Consider the following 16,960-nt stretch of genomic DNA (forward strand, 5'->3'; position numbering starts at 1 on the left):
AGCCAGCAAATGTATCCGCGACGGATACTTGCAGACGGACGAGCGTGGAAAGTTGAGCGCTCAGTGGAACAGCCGGGTGCCCAACTCGCGGCTGGCCTCCAGCAGCACCGGCAGGAAGCGCGTCTCCAGCTCCTGGCGCGATACGCGGCCGACGTGGGTGCCGACGTTCAGCGCGGCCAGCACCTGGCCGGCGGAGTCCTTCAGCGGCACCGCCACCGAACGCAGGCCCATCTCCAGCTCCTGGTCGATGATCACCCAGCCCTGCCGGCGAATTTCGCCGATGCTCGCGCGCAGCCCCTCGGGCGTGCACACGGTGCGGCTGGTCTTCACCTGCAGGTCGGCGTGGGCCAGGTAATCCTCCAGCGCCTGGTCGTCCAGCCCGGCGAGCAGGATGCGGCCCATGGACGTGCAGTAAGCCGGCAGCCGGCTGCCGACGCTCAGGTCCACCGAAATCAGCCGCTGCGGCGTCGCCGAGCGAGCGATGTAGAGGATCTCCTCGCCTTCGAGCGTGGCCATCGAGCAGGCCTCGCGCAGCTGCTCGCTGATGCGGTCGAGGATCGGCTGCGCGGTGACCGCCAGCGGCGTCGAGGACAGGTACGCATGGCCCAGGGTGAGCACCTTGGGCAGCAGCGAATAGGTGCGCCCGTCGGTGGTCACGTAACCCAGCTTCATCAGCGTGTGCAGGCAACGGCGTACGGCCGCGCGGGGAATCTCGGTGCGGTGGCTGATCTGCGCGATGGTCAGGTGGCGCTTGCGCTCCTGGAACGCATGGATCACCGCCAGCCCCCGGGCGAGCGAGGTCATGAAGTTCGGATCGCCGGTGAAAGCCTCGATGCGCTTGGCGGGCGATGCAATGATCGGCGGCGCCAAAGGCGTCGGGCTGTGATGGAGTTCATCGGTCATGGCGAAACCCTGCAAGCAGACGGTGCGGCCGATTATCGAAGCGCCGGGCGATAATCGCAAACACAATTAGCCGATTATCGAACGACAGGTCGGGCTGGGCTGAGATTCCTGTAGGGCGAATAACCCTACGGGTTATCCGCCGCTCGGCCGGGATACGCTCCGAGGCCCCCGGCTACATGGATGCCTCCCAATGCCGAACTACCGACGCGCCTGGGTGCCGGGCGGCACCTATTTCTTCACCGTCACCCTGCGCAATCGCAATGCCGATCTGCTCGTGCGCGAAATCGACCTGCTCCGCCAGGTGATCGGCAGGACCAAACGCCGTCATCCATTCCGCATCGACGCCTGGGTCGTGCTCCCGGAACACATGCACTGCCTCTGGACACTGCCGCCGGGCGACGCCGACTTCGCCACGCGCTGGAAGGCCATCAAATCCGGCTTCGCGCGGGACACATTCCTACCGCAGGGTGACCATCTCACCGACTCGGAATGGCTCAGAGGGCGGCGCGGTATCTGGCAATCCCGCTATTGGGAACACCTGATCCGTGACGAGACGGATTACCGGCGGCATTTCGATTACATCCACATCAACCCGGTGAAGCATGGACTGGTAACGGCGGTAAAAGACTGGCCGTACTCGACTTTTCACCGCGCGGTCACCCAAGGCATCTATCCGGTGGACTGGGCGGGCGACCCGAGCCTGGATGTCCGTGCCGCGGAACGCCCCGGCGCATAACCGCCTCGCGGTTAGGCGCCCTACGCCAAACCCGTAGGGCGAATAAGCCTACGGCTTATCCGCCGCATGCCCGGCCGCCGCGCCGGACCGCCACCAAACGCCCCGGCACATAACCGCCTCGCGGTTATGCACCCTACGTCGAACCCGTAGGGCGAATAAGCCTACGGCTTATCCGCCACATGCCCGGCCGCCGCGCCGGACCGCCACCAAACGCCCCGGCGCATAACCGCCTTGCGGTTAGGCGCCCTACACCGAACCCGTAGGGCGAATAAGCCTACGGCTTATCCGCCGCATGGCCGACCGCCGCGCCGGGCTATCGCCAGACGCGCGTCCTAGTCACAACGGCTCCAGCTTCAACTGCCGCAACCGGCTGAGCGTACGGGCGAAGTCCGTGGCCGCGCCGCCCTCGGCGAGCTTTTCCAGGGACACCTTGGCGAACAGCTGCAGGCGCAGCTGGCGGTCGTAGGCGATGTCGATGAAGTTGAGGAAGCGCATGCTCACGTCCGGCGGGTAGTTGCCCAGCGGGCCGAGGCCGCTGACCGCCATGCGCGGGAAGTTCTCGATCAGCCACAGGTAGTCCGAGGCCGAGCGCGGGCGCTCGAAGAGTTCGCTGAAGTCGAGCCAGGCTCGCCCCTCCTCCAGCGCGTGGACACGCAGCGGGTGGTGGTTGACGTCCAGCACCTGCTGGAAGCTCGCCTGCTCGTCCAGCCCCAGGCGGCCGCCGATCAGCTCCAGGTCGTCGGCCTCCGCCGGCCACAGGTAGCTGCCCCAGTGCTCCAGCGGCGAGGCGCGCAGGCGGTAGTCCTCGCCGCCGTCCAGCGGCACCACGTCGAAACGCTTCTCCAGCAGCTCGATGGCCGGGCGGAAGCGTTCGCGGTACAGCGGGTTCGGGCACAGGCCCTCGGGCGGGTAGTTGGAGGTGCAGACCATGCCCACGCCCTCGTCCACCAGCACCTTGAGCATGCGCCCGAGGAGCATGGCGTCGCCGATGTCGTGCACGTGGAATTCGTCGAAGCACAGCAGGCGGGTTTGCGTGGCGATTTCCTTGGCCACGCGCACCAGCGGGTCGGACTGCCCGGTGAAGGCCATCATCCGCCGCTGCAATTCCTGCAGGAAGGAGTGGAAATGCACGCGGCGCTTGGCCTCGACCGGCGCGGCGGCATAGAAGCAGTCCATCACGAAGCTCTTGCCGCGCCCCACGCTGCCGTGCAGGTAGACACCCGCCGGCGTCTTGCGCAGCCAGTGGCGGCGGCCTTCGAGGAACTCGTCCAGCCACTGCGCCAGATGGTCGATGCCGGCCTGCTGCGCCGGGTCGGCGCGATAGCCGCGCTCCTCGAGCACCACGCGGAAGTGCCGCAGCACCCTCCCCGCAGCGGATTCGTCGGGGAAAACCTGTTGATCGGTCAAGCAACACCTTCGGCATCGCGGCGGGCGATGCCCCTTCGTTCGCGGCTCCGGCGGCGCAACTCGGCCCGTTGGGCAGCTGATTCGGCCAAAGCCCTGAAATACGCGTGGCATCACCTTGCCAATACACCGCCGTATTGGCATAACGATGGCTCGCCCAATTAAAACAAGGAAGTTTCGATGCGTATCGTCAGACGTATCCTACTTGCAATCGCCATCCTTCTGCTCGCAGCCCTTGGCATTGCCCTCTGGTTCGTCGCGCATCCGAACATCCCCGAATACAGCCCGCCCAGCCAGTTCAACCCGCTCCCGCAGTGGACCGACGAGCAGCGCCAGACCTACTACTACACCCCGCAAGGCACCGTGGTGAAAGGCCTGCGCTACGACTGGTTCGTCCACCTGCGCCAGCCCTTCGGCGACGGCAAGTTCGCCGCCCCCGCCAACCTGGCGCGCTTCGGCTTCCTGATCGATCCGAAGCAGCTCACGCTCAAACCGGCGGACTACCCCAGCTACAACCCCGGCAACCTGCCGGTCGGCTTCACCCGCCACCCCGACAGCGACGGCGGCCCCGCCTACCTCGACATCACCTGCGCCGCCTGCCACACCGGCGAGTTGCACTTCAAGGGCCAGGCCATCCGCATCGACGGCGGCGCGGCCATGCACTCCATCGCCTCCACCGTGCCCACCCTGCGCGGCGGCGCCTTCGGCCAGGCGCTGGCGGCGAGCATGGGCAGCACCCTCCTGCCGTGGAACTTCGGCGACTTCGCCCAGGACGTGCTGAAGGAAAACAACACCCCCGAAGCCCGCTCCGAACTGCGCCGCGGCATGTGGAAAGTGCTCTGGACCATGCTGCGCACCGCCGGCGGCGACTGGTGGCGTGGCCTCTACCCCACCGAGGAAGGCCCCGGCCGCGCCGACGCCTTCGGCCGCATCGCCAACGGCGTGTTCGGCGACCACATCAGCCCCGACAACTACCGCATCGCCAACGCCCCGGTGAACTACCCGCAGCTGTGGGACATCTGGAAGTTCGACTGGGTGCAGTGGAACGGCTCGGCCATGCAGCCCATGGCCCGCAACATCGGCGAAGCCCTCGGCGTGGGCGCCACCCTCAAGCTCAAGGACGCCGACGGCCAGCCGCAGATGGGCGCCAAGCGCTACGACTCCAGCGTCCTGGTGCGCGAGCTCGACAAGATCGAAACCGACCTGCACGACCTCAAGCCGCCGACGTGGCCCGCCCAGGTGCTCGGCGAAATCGACCTCAAGCGCGCCTCCCAGGGCCGTGCGCTGTTCCAGAACAACTGCGTGTACTGCCACGGCCCGCACGTGAAGAAGATCGGCGACCCGGACTACGTGGCCCTGGGGCGCATCCCGGAATGGCGCATGAAGATGGTCGAGCTCGGCGAGATCGGCACCGACCCCAACACCGCCAGCAACATCGCCAACCACACCTACGACGTGACCTCGCTGAAGTGGCAGCTGGACCAGCTGAAGAAGATGGACGTGAAGTTCTACCCCTACTCCAGCGAGCCGCTCGACCTGACCAAGCTCTCGGCCGCCAAGGGCCTGGTGTACATCACCTCCTTCGTCGAGCAGAACACCTACGCCAAGGACCACATCAGCCCGGACGAGCAGAAACGCATGAACGGCTGGAACCTGCCTATCGGCGTGCGCGAAATGCTCGCCTACAAGGCGCGCCCGCTGGACGGCATCTGGGCCACCCCGCCCTTCCTGCACAACGGCTCGGTGCCCAACCTGTTCGAGCTGCTCTCGCCGGTGTCCGAGCGGGAAACCCAGTTCTACGTCGGCAGCTTCGAGTTCGACCCGAAATTCGTCGGCTACCGCACCGCCAAGTTCCCCGGCGGCTTCCTCTACAAGACCAGCGTGTCGGGCAACAGCAACCGCGGCCACGAATTCCGCGACGGCTGCCGCAAGGACGGCGTGATCGGCCGCGCCCTGAGCCCCGACGAGCGCTGGGCGCTGGTGGAATACCTCAAGGTGCTGGGCAACCCCGACTACGAAAGCCGCCTGACCGACGAGAAGACCCAGCCCTGGACCCCGGGCCCGAAATGCGACTGACGACGCAGCAGGGCTGACCGGCTAACGCCAAGGCCCCAAAGCGCACCGCTCGGCCCCCTCTCCCGCTTGCGGGAGAGGGCTGGGGAGAGGGCAAGCTGTTCGAACCGAACTCACAGAAGAAAACCAAGAAAGCAAAGGAACCGCCCCATGCGCGCAGTGCTCACCCGGATCTGGCTCTTCATCGGCAAATGGCTGCTGCGCATCGTCGGCGGCCTGGCCCTGCTGCTCGCCGTCGGCTTCGGCCTGGGCTGGGCCTACTACCAGGTCAAGTTCAGCGGCCCGGTCTCGGCCCAGGAAGAAATCCCCCCGGGCGAAGCCCAACAGACCCAGGCGATCATCGAAGACGCCATCCGCGTGGTCGAACAGCACCGCGACAACACCCGCGTCCTGCGCGACGCCCACGCCAAGGCCCACGGCTGCGTGAAGGCGGAAGTGAAAGTCGAAGCCGACATCCCCGCCGACCTGCGCAAAGGCGTGTTCGCCGAACCGGGCAAGGAATGGAACGCCTGGGTGCGCTTCTCCAACGGCAACGCCTACCCGCAGCAAGACAGCGATAGAGACGCGCGCGGCATGGCCATCAAACTGCTCGACGTCCCCGGCACCAAGCTGATGCCCGGCAAAGGCCACGACAGTGAGCAGGACTTCGTGATGTTCAACCATCCGAACTTCTTCGTCAGCGACGTCGCCGAATACCGCCAGAACTTCAACGCCCAGGCCAACGGCCAGAAGGTGCTGGCCTTCTTCCCCAGCTGGAACCCGATGACCTGGCAGATCCGCCACCTGCTGATCGCCCTGCAAACCCTGGCGGCAGCACCGGACAGCCCCATGCAGGCCACCTACTTCGGCATCGCCCCGTACAAGCTCGGCGAGCAGAACAACATCAAGTTCCGCGTCATCCCGTCCAAACAAAGCTGCCCCGGCTACCAACTGCCGAAACTCAACGAGAAACTGCCGAACTTCCTGCGCACAGCGATGTACCAGCAACTCTCGATCGACCGCGTACCGGCCTGCTTCGAACTGCAAGTGCAAAAACAGGACGCCAACAAATACATGCCCATCGAAGACGTCAGCGTGAAGTGGAGCGAAAAAGACTCCCCCTTCCAGACCGTCGCCCTGGTCAGCATCCCCCCGCAGGACTTCGACAGCCGCGAACAGAACGTGATGTGCGACAACCTGTCGTTTAACCCCTGGCACGCCCTACCGGAGCACCGCCCTATTGGCGGCATCAACCGGCTGCGCAAGGCGGTTTATGAGGCAGTGAGTGTTTATCGGCATGAGCGGAATGGGGTGGGCGGGGAGTAAGTCGCCCACTACCGAGTAAACGAAGTGCGTTAAAGGAACCAACGCCAGATGAAGTTCTACGACTGACTGCTAGGCCAGCAGTCTCAATTAGGGCAAGGTCATGGACGATATATCAACTTCCATTTTTGACCAGAAGCGGACATTCAACGGCCTTCAATGAAATAGGGGCGATTCACAAGATTGGTTGGGGTGATGAGCTACGCCGTTAGGCTAGGGGATTTTAAATAACCCAGCATCCGATTAAGGAAGATTCTGATGATAAAGTCTATAAACATGTCTGGTCTGGCTACCTATGGCGCCAATGCGGGATTAAGTGATCTTCAAAAGATAAACTTCATCTATGGCTCCAATGGTGCTGGCAAGACTAGCATTAGCCGAGCCATCGCAGCGACGGCCTCAGATGAAGGGGCGGACGGCAGAGTTATTTGGGACAAGGGAGTCGCCCTTAATGCTCTTGTCTATAATAGCGATTTCATTGAGCGGAACTTTACGATAGTGGCTGATTTGAAGGGGGTTTTTACCCTCGGCGAGGATCAGCAAGAAACTCTCACGAAAATCGAAGCCGCCAAGATTGAGCTTGGGAAGCTGAGCGTTAGACTGGAAAACCAGAGGCATACACTATACGGGGATGAAACAACCCCCAGTAAAGAGGCTGATAAAAGTGCCCTTGGTCGTGCTTTGAAAGATAAGTGCTGGGCGCAAAAGGTTAAGCATGATGACAAGTTCAAGAAAGCATTCGAAGGCCTGAGGGCAAGTTCAGATAGATTTAGGGATAGAGTTCTTGCTGAGCAGCTAAGCAATAAGGCGCCGTTACTTCCTTACGAAGACCTGATTGTGAAAGCCGAAACCTTGTACGGCGACGAGCCGCAATTGGTTCCATTGATTCCTGGCGTTCAGCATCCGCAGATATCCAACCTGGAAAAGTCAGCTCTATTAGCAAAGAAGATAATTGGGAAAGAAGATGTTGATATCGCCAAGCTAATCAGCAAGCTGAATAATAGCGACTGGGTTCGGCAGGGCATTAAGTACTTCAATCAAAGTGAAGGCTCGTGTCCATTTTGTCAGCAAAGTACCTCCGATAGCTTTGCGGCGAGTTTGGCTGAGTACTTTGATGAGACCTTTGAGGCTGAGACGTCGGCGCTTTCAAAGCTCCTTTCCGATTATAAGCTCGCTGTCGAGCAGCTTTTGCAGGCCGCCCAAGGTGTGGCCGATAGCTCTCCTAGGTTCTTGGCGTTGGATAAGTATAAATTATCGCTTGAACTACTTACTTCAAAGCTATTCGCGAACATTCAACGTATTGATGGAAAAGTCACCCAGCCAAGCGTGGCTGTTGCTCTCGAAGCCACAGGCGATTTGGTAGTTGAGATTCAGGGACTGATCTCAGCCGCGAACGAGAAGGCTAAGGCTCACAATGCAATTGTAAATAATTTCTCTGCTGAGCAAGCTGCTCTTACTTCTGGGGTCTGGCGATATATCTTGGAGGAATTGAAGCTCGACTTAACATCCCATAAGGAGCAAGTGGATAAGATTGATAAGACGATAGCCGCACTCAGCACACAGATAGAGAAAACGCAAGGTGAACTAGCGGATAAGGATCGTGAAATAAAGGAACTGGAGAAGAAGACCACTAGTGTCGAACCGACCGTGGTGGCAATCAATTCCCTGCTTTTCAGCTTCGGGTTCAAAGGTTTTAAGCTGGCCGTTACTGCTGATGGGAAGTCTTATAGTCTAATTAGGCCTGATGGGAAGGACGCAAAGAAAACACTTAGCGAAGGGGAGAAGTCTTTCGTGACCTTTCTCTATTTTTACCATCTGATCAAAGGGAGTCCCACTCCCTCTGGCGTGACGGAAAGTAGAGTGGTGGCTATTGATGACCCTGTGTCGAGCCTGGATAGCGATATATTGTTTATCGTCGGGAGTCTCATAAAAAGACTCTTCGATGAGGTTAGGATGAAAGGCTCCGGCCTGAAGCAGATATTTATTCTTACGCATAATGTCTACTTCCATAAGGAAGTCTCCTTCAACATGGCTCGGGTGAAGGAGGCTCTCGCAGAAGAGTCATTTTGGATTGTGCGCAAGCCAGATGGTGAGTCAGTTATCGAACGCCACAATTATAACCCCATAAAGACCTCTTATGAGTTGCTTTGGGCTGAGCTTAAACGGTCGGACATTTCTAGCCTGACCATTCAAAATACCATGCGAAGAATTCTGGAGAATTACTTTAAGATTCTTGGCGGGGTTAAGTTTGACGAGTTGATTGATAAATTCGAAGGGCAAGAGAAGCTTATCTGTAAGTCGCTTATCTCTTGGGTCAATGATGGGTCGCACTTTGTCCATGATGATCTGTACCTATCCATGGATCAGGCGATGGTGAATAAGTATGTCGCTGTGTTTTTCAGGATATTCAAAAAGTCGGAGCACCTGCCTCACTATAAAATGATGATGGGGGATAGCTTTGTTGACTACGATGCCGCTGATCGGTTGGTGGAAGAGGGGGCGGCAGCTCAAGATGCTCATACAATGGAGAACATAGGTCTCCAAGTGAAACCACCTGCAGCTAACGGTTCTGATCAGGATGATGTTCCATTCTGAGGCATCCCCGTGTCGTTGTCGTGCAGAAATAGGGGCAGTTTTATTAAACCGCTCTAACCCTGTCCAACCAGACATGCTTAGAGTATAAAAATAAATCTATTCCCTTTCCTAACTTCAAGATTCACAGGATAGAAAAACCCAACTATCCACGCTTTTAAATACACACCCAACACAAGCACCCAAAGACCTTAAACTATGAAAGAAAAAATCCTTCCAATATTGTTAGACTCATCACTCACAGGAGAACAGGGAGTCATAGCAGTACAGAAAATCGCTTATAAAATTGGATTCATTTTCAGAGACGCAACAAAGAATGATTTTGGCATTGACGCTTACCTCGAGCGATTCATCGCCACAGACACCCCTACCAAAAATCACGTGACTGGCAGGCTTTTAGCTGTACAGATCAAGTGCGGAGAGCTTATTGCAAGAGACAGTGGAAACGCATACAAACTGTCATGCACCGAGGCAAACATAAATTATTGGAAAGGCCATTCCTTACCAGTAATTGTTATTTACTGCCGCCCCAAAGATGAAAAATGCTTTTGGGTCATTGTAAATGACTCCAGTCTAAAAAAGGCAAAAACCAACTGGACCCTAAGCATCCCCAAAGAGAATGACTTAGAACATTTCTATCTTCCACTTACAAAACTTGCAGACGGTTTACCCACAACACACGACACCCCTATCAAACAAGGATTGACCTTTGAATTTGATGAGCACGAAGGCCTAACACTCCAAGATGACGAAGAGACTGGAGTACTTTGTAGCGAATATATCGCCCGCATCAGAAACGGCGAAGAACTGGCAATCAATATCAAAATCAAATATGAGGACGCCGTCAGAACCAAGCTAGATAATTACAAAAACTCCACCAACCTTTCTTTAGATGAGCGAAAGGAGTGGCTCCAATGGAGCGAAATTGACCGACGCTATCAAAAAAAGAAATCCGAACTTATAGATGGTCTACTCGCGATACTGTCAAGCGAACAAATTGGCCGCACATACTTCTGGCAATTAGATCACACAGCAAAAGGCCGCGCAGTAAGGAATCTATTCCTCCTGCACAGCCGTAACTCTTGGAGCGCACGCGGCGCATTATCACTAGATGTCTTCCCAAATCGAAAACCTTTTGAACCATGCATAAAACTTTCATTATCGCAACAGGAAAAGGAACATCTTTTTGAAACAGCCGACATCAAAGAAGCACAAATGCTTACGGCCCAATGGGGATATTTTGCCATAGACTTACCAAGAGATGTATTCAACGAAAAGCTCTTACCAGGGGTCGTATTCAAATGCCAAGTACACGCTGAGTTAAACTCAATTCCCGTGAGCGAATACATAGCCAATCTTAATTTACCGATTGATAGCTGGGTGATCGGACTTTCATGACATTCCCTCTACGCATTTGACTACCAATTCGACCGAATAGCGAATATTGTCGACTACCATGAGTAGCGCCGTGCCAGCCGTTTTATTTTCAATAACCCTCCGAAAGCTTGACCCCTGTCCTCTACATCCCTAACCTCCACCCGCCCCGTGAAAACGACGGGGCCGGGTTTAGCAGCCTGAAAATCACTAGAGAGCGGAAACGCATGGCGTTCTTCGGCGATATCACTCGTCTGCAGAATTGCCGTTATGGCGGGCCGCATGGGGAGACCTTCGGGTCTGCCGGTTCTCTAGTGCCGGTCTGCTAACCCTGTGCGGTTCCGCCTCCATCCGATTAGCAGCGGCTGGTTGCGGTCTGGAACTCACTAGAGACAGGACCTCCACCATGGACGATTCCCCCCTCCCAACCCCGCTCTACTTCTTCCGCCATCGCCGCCTCCTCCGCGCCGTCCTGCTCGACGACCAGGCCTGGTTCGTACTTGACGACCTGCGCCGGCTGATGGGCCATCCCTGTTCCGAGCGTTTGGCCAGCCGGCTGGACGACGACCAGGTGTGCGTGCGCTGGTTGCGCCAGGAGGATGGCGAGTTGATCGAGCGAGTGCTGGTGAGCGAATCCGGCGCTTATGCGGCGCTCTTCCTCTTCAACGCTTCGGACCTGTGCAGCCTGCGCCGCTGGATCAGCAACGAGGTGGTGCCGGAGTTGCGCAGCAACGCCTACGAGTTCGGCCCACGCCACAAGCACCTGCGCTGGCAGCGCCAGGCATTGCATGTGCTGGATTGGCAGGGCCAGTTCTGGGTCAGCCTCGCCGAGTTGCCGCGCGTGCTGGGTGACAGCCCCGCGCATGCCGGCCGCGCCGGTTGGCGGGAATGGGCGCGGCGGTTGCGCTGAGAGTTTGCCCTTCCCCATAAGAAAAAGGCCGCTCGTGAGCGACCTTCGTGTCTTGCGTGCCACGCTCCGCCATTCGCGGTAGCGATTTCATTGCGCGGCGGATTGCCCTGCCGGCCAAGCGTGCAATCACGCGATAGCTCATTGCGCCTGTGTTCGGCTCGACTCATTCAGCTTGCGGGATTCTTCTTTGCTTCGATCCCAGGCCTGCTCTCATTCTTCCTCCCAATCGAATCGCCGTTTCGGTTCGTCGCCCTCCTTGGCTTGGGAATAGAGTCTCGTTCCAACATAGAAGCTGTAGGACCCGTCACGGCGACGCGAGACCTCCAACGGGATATCGGCTTTTACAATGCAGTTGGCTTCCTCCTGCATATCTTGGAAACAACGCAGATCAGAATCCTCATCGGTTCCATGATCTATCCGATAAATGCCGTCCCAAGCCCGAAATACAATCCTGTATGAGCCATCTTCGTCTGGGGCGGGAATCCCATATTGCAGTTTTAGCCGTTCCTTGTTTTCTAACCACCAGTTGATGCGCCCTCGATCCGTCAAGGGAAAGTGAGTGACAAGAACTGCCGCGTAAGAAACGCTACCATCGCGGTGTACAGCGTCGACCTGAGTGGGCTGAGATAACCACCAAAGTGTGTACACACAAACGGGCAGTGTAAGAGCCGGCAGTAGCCCAAGCTTTAGCGTCCTATTCACAACCCGGTCCTCATGCCCTCGATTACCACCACGAAAAATGGGGACGAATATATTGAGCCACTCCAACGCCGATACCCAAGAAAGCTATAGAGTAGAAAAATAAAGTGACACCTTTTGGCTTTTCTTGGAGAAGCGCAATCAATCCGTCCTATTAAACTCACCACCTTCTTCCTGGATATATCTACCACCAGGATCAATATCTATATCAAAAACATAACTCCCATTTCTAAGCCTTCTGACCAGTATGGACGGTCACTCTTTTCAATACACCGAGCAGCAACCTTCATATCTTCAAAACAGCGCAGGTCTGAATCCTCGTCAGTACCGCTATCAACGCGATAGACACCATCCCAACTCCAAAATACGACCTCAAAATACCCATCGGCATCTGGCTCCGGAATGCCATGCTCAGCTTTCAGCCAAGCCTTGTTTCTCTCCCACCACTCAATCCGGCCCCTATCCGTTCTAGGGAAATTCCTGACCAGCACATCACTAAAACTACCGTCGCGATGCACCGCGTCAACTTGAACGGGTTGAGACAACCACCACATCCCATAGAGCGAAATACTCGCAACAGCCAGCCAAAATGCAGTTCTAATGAACACGTCCACCTCTTATCCGCGAAGAGAGGATGGATTTCATCCTCTGCCCTAAGGCTGACTTGACGGCGGGCTTAAAGCATTCAATTAAATCCGCCGCTTTTCTGGACTATTGAAACCTGTCTAACTCACGACTCAGATCCTTATTCTGAGCCCCTGATTTTCTCTCGTACTCTCTCCCAATCTTGTCGCCGACTTAATTCGCCACCACTCTCCTTCCGAGAATATAATCTCTCGCCGCGATTAATATCGAAAACAAACCCACCATCTCTTAAGTGCGTGACCTGGAGGGGAATGTTGCTTTTCACAATGCAGTTTGCTTTTCCTGGCATATCTGCAAAACAACGCAAGTCGGAATCCTCGTCTGTGCCGTGGTCTACCCGGTAAATTCCGTCCCAAGACCAAAATAGAATCTCAAAATAGCCATCAGGCTTTGGTTCGGGGATGCCATACTCGGCCTTGATATGCGCCTTATTATTCTCCCACCACTCGATACGCCCTGAGTCGGTCAACGGAAAGGGACTTACTAGCACATCGCTAAAATTCCCATTGCGGTGCACTGCGTCGATCTTTGTAGGAAGGGATGCCCACCAAACCCCACAATCAAAAAGGCATAACGAAATCACTACAGGAAGAATCAAAAACATCCTTTTCATCACGACTGACTCTTTATTCCGTCAACAGTCTTAATGGCGTTCATCTCAGGAAAAAGGGGACAGACTTATTAAACCACTCAAACCCTGACTACCAAGACAGCTTTAGAGTAGAAAAATAAATCCGCCCCCTCTTTTCACTCACCCTCATTTTCTGCCTTCTCCCAATCGCGCCGCCGCTTTGGCTCGTCGCCTTCCTTGGATTGGGAGTAGACTCTGCGGTCATCCCAGCCAATATCAAATATGGTAATTCCGCTCTTGAGTCGTGATACTTGTAGAGGGATGTCGCTTTTTACAATGCAATTAGCCTTTTCCTGCATATCATTGAAGCAGCGCAGATCGGAGTCTTCATCGGTACCGTGGTCTATTCGATAAGTTCCATCCCAAGCCCAAAATACAATTTCGAATGAGCCATCAGCATCCGGCGCAGGAATTCCAAATTGAATTTTTATTCGCTCCTTATTTTGCAACCACCAGTTTATTCGACCTCGATCGGTCCAAGGAAAATTGCTTACAAGCACGGACACGTGGGAGGCGCCACCCTCTCGATGCACAGCGTCTACTCGAACCGGTTGAGAAATGCACCATGCCACATATATTCCACACAACATGAGTACGGTGACTAGCAACCCAATCATCGGCTTTCTGGCCATAACTATTGGTCGCTCCTGAGCCCTTTAATGAGCTTGGTAGACTGCATCTCAGTAATAAATGGTCGATAATCGTATCCACTCCAACGTTGTAATACGAACCAAATTTGAAATAACGGAAGTTTTCCGTACAACGAGTGCGCAATGTCATTTTCGTCCAGGCCAAAATGATCCTGAATGCGATAATGAACTTCGGCGCAAAATTGATCTCCCTGTACGTGCAATGATTTCAAAATGATCTCGGTTCCAGCAGTATCATGTACAGCAAGACCCATTCCGTCGATGCGATTTATCAAACCATCGAACTTTGGCAGACGTGAATTTAACACTGCATTTGTAAGTAACTGCGCCTTAGCTTGTGGGTAATAGCCGCCATCCCATTCAATGTTTCTGGCTAGTACCTTACGGAGCTTCTCAAGCGAGTTTTCCATCGACTCATGCTCAGTCAACGCCTGATCCATCAACGGATGCCTGAACGGCGCCCCCGTATTGCCCTGCATATGGTCGATCAACCGGTCGATCAGTGAGCGGTACGGCCCATACCAGGAGAACGGTTTGGCGAGTCGGTGGAACTCCTCGAAGAGTTCTTGCGCATCGGCTTTCCGCTGTTCTTCTCGTGTGAGCGAGTCGACCTTGAAGCTGTTGAGCCAACGCTTCAGCCGGGACGGTTCGGCAATTTCGGAGATGTAGTTCGGCGCCCAGTCGTAGCGGCGCTTCAACTCCTTCGCGTCTAGGTCGCCATGCTTCATGTCTGGCGCGGCGTAGTCGTCCATCTTGCCTTGGCTCAGGAAGATGCGTGCCGGCAGCCGCAGGGGCTCTGGTGCGGGCGGATTGGGAGGTACTGGGCAGGATGCAGCCGCATTGCCGGAGGATACGGCGGCTGGGTTCGCGAGTGGGGAAGTGGGCGCCTTTTGCGGTGCGGTAGCGGGGGCGGCACTGCGTTGCGATGCAGTCGAGTCCGAGTCCGAGTCGTCCCGGTAGGTGTCGTCGAACAGCGAGGGAATCAGCCTGGCTTGGCACGGGCAGCTGCTGTAGCTGTCCAGGCTGCCGGCAACGGGGATGCCGCCGCTCCTGAAGTAATGAACGCCGCCGAGGATCTGGTAGACCTTGCCGTCTTTGCCGCACGACACCTTGTCGCCTTGGCGCGCCTGGGGCACACTGTCCATCGTGCAGTCGCTATCCCCTTCCAGGACGGTGCCACCACAGGTGGTCTTGTCCCCCATCCGAATGAAATATCCCACAGCCATTTACGAACTCCTTCCGCAAGAAAAGGCCGGAAGCTAGCACTCGTCTGACGGCTTACTTCGGGGCTTTTCGAGCTTCGGAAATTTCCTGCCTACAGGACGGAAATAGTTGCCAGGGACTTACCTCCTAAGGCGTAGGCTTGTGCGTCGACTGGCCGCACTTGCCCACGAGTTCGGCCCACGGCACAAGCACCTGCGCTGGCAGCGACAGGCATTGCATGTGCTGGACTGGCAGGGCCAGTTCTGGGTCAGCCTCGCCGAGCTGCCGCGCGCGCTGGGTGCCCCCCCCCGCGAACGCCGGCCGAAGCGGCTGGCGGGACTGGGCGCGGCGGTTGCGCTGAGGGTTTGCCCTTACCCACAAATGAAAAGGACGCCCTGGGGCGTCCTAGTGTCTTGCGTGCATTGAGCGAAAGAGGACAGACCTGTTCTTCCTGGGTGCCCTTTCGAGCCGAGCCAAATCGCTCGGGCCCTGCTCGAATAGAAAAACCGATCCTCCTCCTTTCTCAGCCCATCAGGCCTTGGGCGGCGTGCCTTCCGCGTTCGCCACGATGGCGTCGATCTGGATCAGGGCGCCTTTCGGCAGTGCGGATACGCCTAGGGTTCTGCGGGCCGGCACACCATCCGGGAAGAACTTCGTGTAGGCCTCATCCACTGCGGCGATATCTTCGATATTCCTCAGGAAGATATTCACCTTCACCACATCGGCCAGCGAGTGGTCGATGCTTTCGACAATCGCCTTGAGGTTTTGCAGGCACTGCGCGGTTTGCTCTTTTACGCCTGCGCCTAAGACTTCGCCGGTTTTCGCATCCAGCGGCAGTTGCGCCGAGATGTGGTTGTAGTGGGAGAACGCCACGGTTTGCGTGGAGAGCGGGCATTTCGGCGCACCGGCCGTATTGTTTGCCTTGATGACGATGCCATGCCGGTCTTCGACCAATTGCGGCGGGGTGCCGTCGCCGTGCGATACCACGGCTTCGATTTGCACCAGTGCGTTCATCGGCAACCCTGCAACTTCGACGACCGAGCGTGCCGGCACATAGCCTACGGCGCGGGCAATGGCCGAGTCCGGGAAGAAGGTTTTGTAGACCTCATTTAATGCTTCGGCATCCGCGAGGTTTTTCAGGAAGACGGTGATTTTCACCAGGTCATCGAAGGGCACGTCGATGGCTTCCAGAATCGCCTTGATGTTCTTCAGGCACTGCGCGGCCTGCTCTTTTGCGCCACCGGCTACCAGCTTTCCGGTTTTCGGGTCGATGGGCAGTTGGGCCGAGAGGTTGTTGTAGTGGGAGAAGGCAACGGATTGCGAAGACAGCGGGCTGATCGGGGCGTTCTCGGTGTTCCGCACGACCTTGACCAAATCCCTCGCCTGCGGCGCGCCGGGAATGGTGCCTGCGCCATTGGAGATCAGCGCATCGACTTGCACGAGTGCATCCAGCGGCAAGGCTGCAACCGCAATTGCGGTGGTGACGGGCACATAACCGGGGAAGAAGGCTTTATAAACTTCGTTTACCGCATCGAGGTCGGCGATGTTCTTGACGAAAAGGCTGATCCGGACAACATCTTCCATTCCATGATCGATGCTCTCCACAACTGCCTTGATGTTCTTGAAGCACTGTAGCGCCTGCTCTTTTATACCGCCGGCCACCAACTTTCCGGTTTTGGGATCAATCGGTAGTTGCGCCGAGAGATTGTTGTAGTGAGAGAAGGCGACGGTTTGTGAATATGGACCGACGCCTTGTGGGGCGTTTTCGGTATTTCTGGCCAGCACTGCGTTATAAATATTCACATCAACATTCCTATATTTTTACTGAGAATCGGCTA

Annotated in this window: 14 protein-coding genes; 6 read left to right on the plus strand and 8 right to left on the minus strand. The window is 56.7% G+C overall.

The genetic code is table 11. The features are described 5' to 3' along the window. Nucleotides 1-60 precede the first annotated feature (60 nt). Complete coding sequence (locus tag ACA097_RS02590; protein WP_043251368.1) at nucleotides 61-903, minus strand: IclR family transcriptional regulator C-terminal domain-containing protein; 843 nt, start codon at nucleotides 901-903, stop codon at nucleotides 61-63. A gap of 190 nt (nucleotides 904-1,093) precedes the next feature. Here ACA097_RS02590 and ACA097_RS02595 point away from each other — a divergent pair, with 190 nt between their 5' ends. Further along, complete coding sequence (locus ACA097_RS02595; protein ID WP_371368328.1) at nucleotides 1,094-1,639, plus strand: transposase; 546 nt, start codon at nucleotides 1,094-1,096, stop codon at nucleotides 1,637-1,639. Between the two features lie 336 nt (nucleotides 1,640-1,975). Here ACA097_RS02595 and zapE read toward each other — a convergent pair whose 3' ends face one another. Further along, nucleotides 1,976-3,046 (minus strand): cell division protein ZapE, encoded by a 1,071-nt coding sequence (gene zapE, locus ACA097_RS02600; protein ID WP_371368330.1) that lies wholly within the window; start codon nucleotides 3,044-3,046, stop codon nucleotides 1,976-1,978. 177 nt (nucleotides 3,047-3,223) lie between these two features. Between zapE and ACA097_RS02605 the strand changes: the two genes are divergently transcribed. The 5 genes from ACA097_RS02605 (at nucleotide 3,224) to ACA097_RS02625 (ending at nucleotide 11,294) form a co-directional block, all read left to right on the plus strand. Continuing rightward, nucleotides 3,224-5,119, plus strand: a complete 1,896-nt coding sequence (locus ACA097_RS02605) for a di-heme-cytochrome C peroxidase (protein ID WP_371368332.1) — start codon at nucleotides 3,224-3,226, stop codon at nucleotides 5,117-5,119. 147 nt (nucleotides 5,120-5,266) lie between these two features. Beyond that, nucleotides 5,267-6,421 (plus strand): catalase family protein, encoded by a 1,155-nt coding sequence (locus ACA097_RS02610; RefSeq protein WP_371368334.1) that lies wholly within the window; start codon nucleotides 5,267-5,269, stop codon nucleotides 6,419-6,421. 273 nt (nucleotides 6,422-6,694) lie between these two features. Then, nucleotides 6,695-9,013 carry an AAA family ATPase gene (locus tag ACA097_RS02615; RefSeq protein ID WP_371368336.1) on the plus strand — a complete coding sequence of 773 codons (2,319 nt, stop codon included), beginning with the start codon at nucleotides 6,695-6,697 and terminating at the stop codon, nucleotides 9,011-9,013. Nucleotides 9,014-9,208: 195 nt separating this feature from the next. Beyond that, nucleotides 9,209-10,408 (plus strand): DUF4365 domain-containing protein, encoded by a 1,200-nt coding sequence (locus tag ACA097_RS02620; protein WP_371368338.1) that lies wholly within the window; start codon nucleotides 9,209-9,211, stop codon nucleotides 10,406-10,408. A gap of 382 nt (nucleotides 10,409-10,790) precedes the next feature. Further along, entirely contained in the window at nucleotides 10,791-11,294 is a 504-nt protein-coding gene (locus tag ACA097_RS02625) for a Bro-N domain-containing protein (protein WP_371368340.1), read from the plus strand. A 210-nt stretch (nucleotides 11,295-11,504) separates the two neighbouring features. Here the strand turns inward: ACA097_RS02625 and ACA097_RS02630 are convergent, their stop codons facing one another. The 6 genes from ACA097_RS02630 to ACA097_RS02655 all read right to left on the minus strand — a co-directional run bounded on the left by ACA097_RS02630 (nucleotide 11,505) and on the right by ACA097_RS02655 (nucleotide 16,925). Beyond that, nucleotides 11,505-11,663 carry a hypothetical protein gene (locus tag ACA097_RS02630; RefSeq protein WP_371370468.1) on the minus strand — a complete coding sequence of 53 codons (159 nt, stop codon included), beginning with the start codon at nucleotides 11,661-11,663 and terminating at the stop codon, nucleotides 11,505-11,507. Nucleotides 11,664-12,196: 533 nt separating this feature from the next. Next, entirely contained in the window at nucleotides 12,197-12,607 is a 411-nt protein-coding gene (locus ACA097_RS02635) for a DUF943 family protein (RefSeq protein ID WP_371368342.1), read from the minus strand. A 131-nt stretch (nucleotides 12,608-12,738) separates the two neighbouring features. Then, a complete protein-coding gene (locus tag ACA097_RS02640) occupies nucleotides 12,739-13,251 on the minus strand; it encodes a DUF943 family protein (protein WP_371368344.1) in 513 nt (170 codons plus the stop codon). 134 nt (nucleotides 13,252-13,385) lie between these two features. After that, nucleotides 13,386-13,901 carry a DUF943 family protein gene (locus tag ACA097_RS02645; RefSeq protein ID WP_371368346.1) on the minus strand — a complete coding sequence of 172 codons (516 nt, stop codon included), beginning with the start codon at nucleotides 13,899-13,901 and terminating at the stop codon, nucleotides 13,386-13,388. 2 nt (nucleotides 13,902-13,903) lie between these two features. Continuing rightward, the gene (locus ACA097_RS02650) at nucleotides 13,904-15,145 is read right to left on the minus strand and encodes a PAAR domain-containing protein (RefSeq protein WP_371368348.1); all 1,242 of its coding nucleotides are present in this window, start codon (nucleotides 15,143-15,145) and stop codon (nucleotides 13,904-13,906) included. A gap of 508 nt (nucleotides 15,146-15,653) precedes the next feature. Then, entirely contained in the window at nucleotides 15,654-16,925 is a 1,272-nt protein-coding gene (locus ACA097_RS02655; protein WP_371368350.1) for a Rid family detoxifying hydrolase, read from the minus strand. Between the last annotated feature and the right edge of the window lie 35 nt (nucleotides 16,926-16,960).

This window comes from Pseudomonas sp. QL9 (genome assembly GCF_041409665.1).
Classification (GTDB): Bacteria; Pseudomonadota; Gammaproteobacteria; order Pseudomonadales; family Pseudomonadaceae; genus Pseudomonas; species Pseudomonas knackmussii.

Bases quoted from the DNA above. Each gene is read 5' to 3' on its own strand.
- ACA097_RS02590 (WP_043251368.1), bottom strand. From the start codon at position 903: ATGACCGATGAACTCCATCACAGCCCGACGCCTTTGGCGCCGCCGATC.
- ACA097_RS02645 (WP_371368346.1), bottom strand. From the start codon at position 13,901: ATGGCCAGAAAGCCGATGATTGGGTTGCTAGTCACCGTACTCATGTTG.
- ACA097_RS02605 (WP_371368332.1), top strand. From the start codon at position 3,224: ATGCGTATCGTCAGACGTATCCTACTTGCAATCGCCATCCTTCTGCTC.
- ACA097_RS02610 (WP_371368334.1), top strand. From the start codon at position 5,267: ATGCGCGCAGTGCTCACCCGGATCTGGCTCTTCATCGGCAAATGGCTG.
- ACA097_RS02640 (WP_371368344.1), bottom strand. From the start codon at position 13,251: ATGAAAAGGATGTTTTTGATTCTTCCTGTAGTGATTTCGTTATGCCTT.
- ACA097_RS02650 (WP_371368348.1), bottom strand. From the start codon at position 15,145: ATGGCTGTGGGATATTTCATTCGGATGGGGGACAAGACCACCTGTGGT.
- ACA097_RS02620 (WP_371368338.1), top strand. From the start codon at position 9,209: ATGAAAGAAAAAATCCTTCCAATATTGTTAGACTCATCACTCACAGGA.
- ACA097_RS02615 (WP_371368336.1), top strand. From the start codon at position 6,695: ATGTCTGGTCTGGCTACCTATGGCGCCAATGCGGGATTAAGTGATCTT.
- ACA097_RS02625 (WP_371368340.1), top strand. From the start codon at position 10,791: ATGGACGATTCCCCCCTCCCAACCCCGCTCTACTTCTTCCGCCATCGC.
- ACA097_RS02595 (WP_371368328.1), top strand. From the start codon at position 1,094: ATGCCGAACTACCGACGCGCCTGGGTGCCGGGCGGCACCTATTTCTTC.
- ACA097_RS02630 (WP_371370468.1), bottom strand. From the start codon at position 11,663: ATGCAGGAGGAAGCCAACTGCATTGTAAAAGCCGATATCCCGTTGGAG.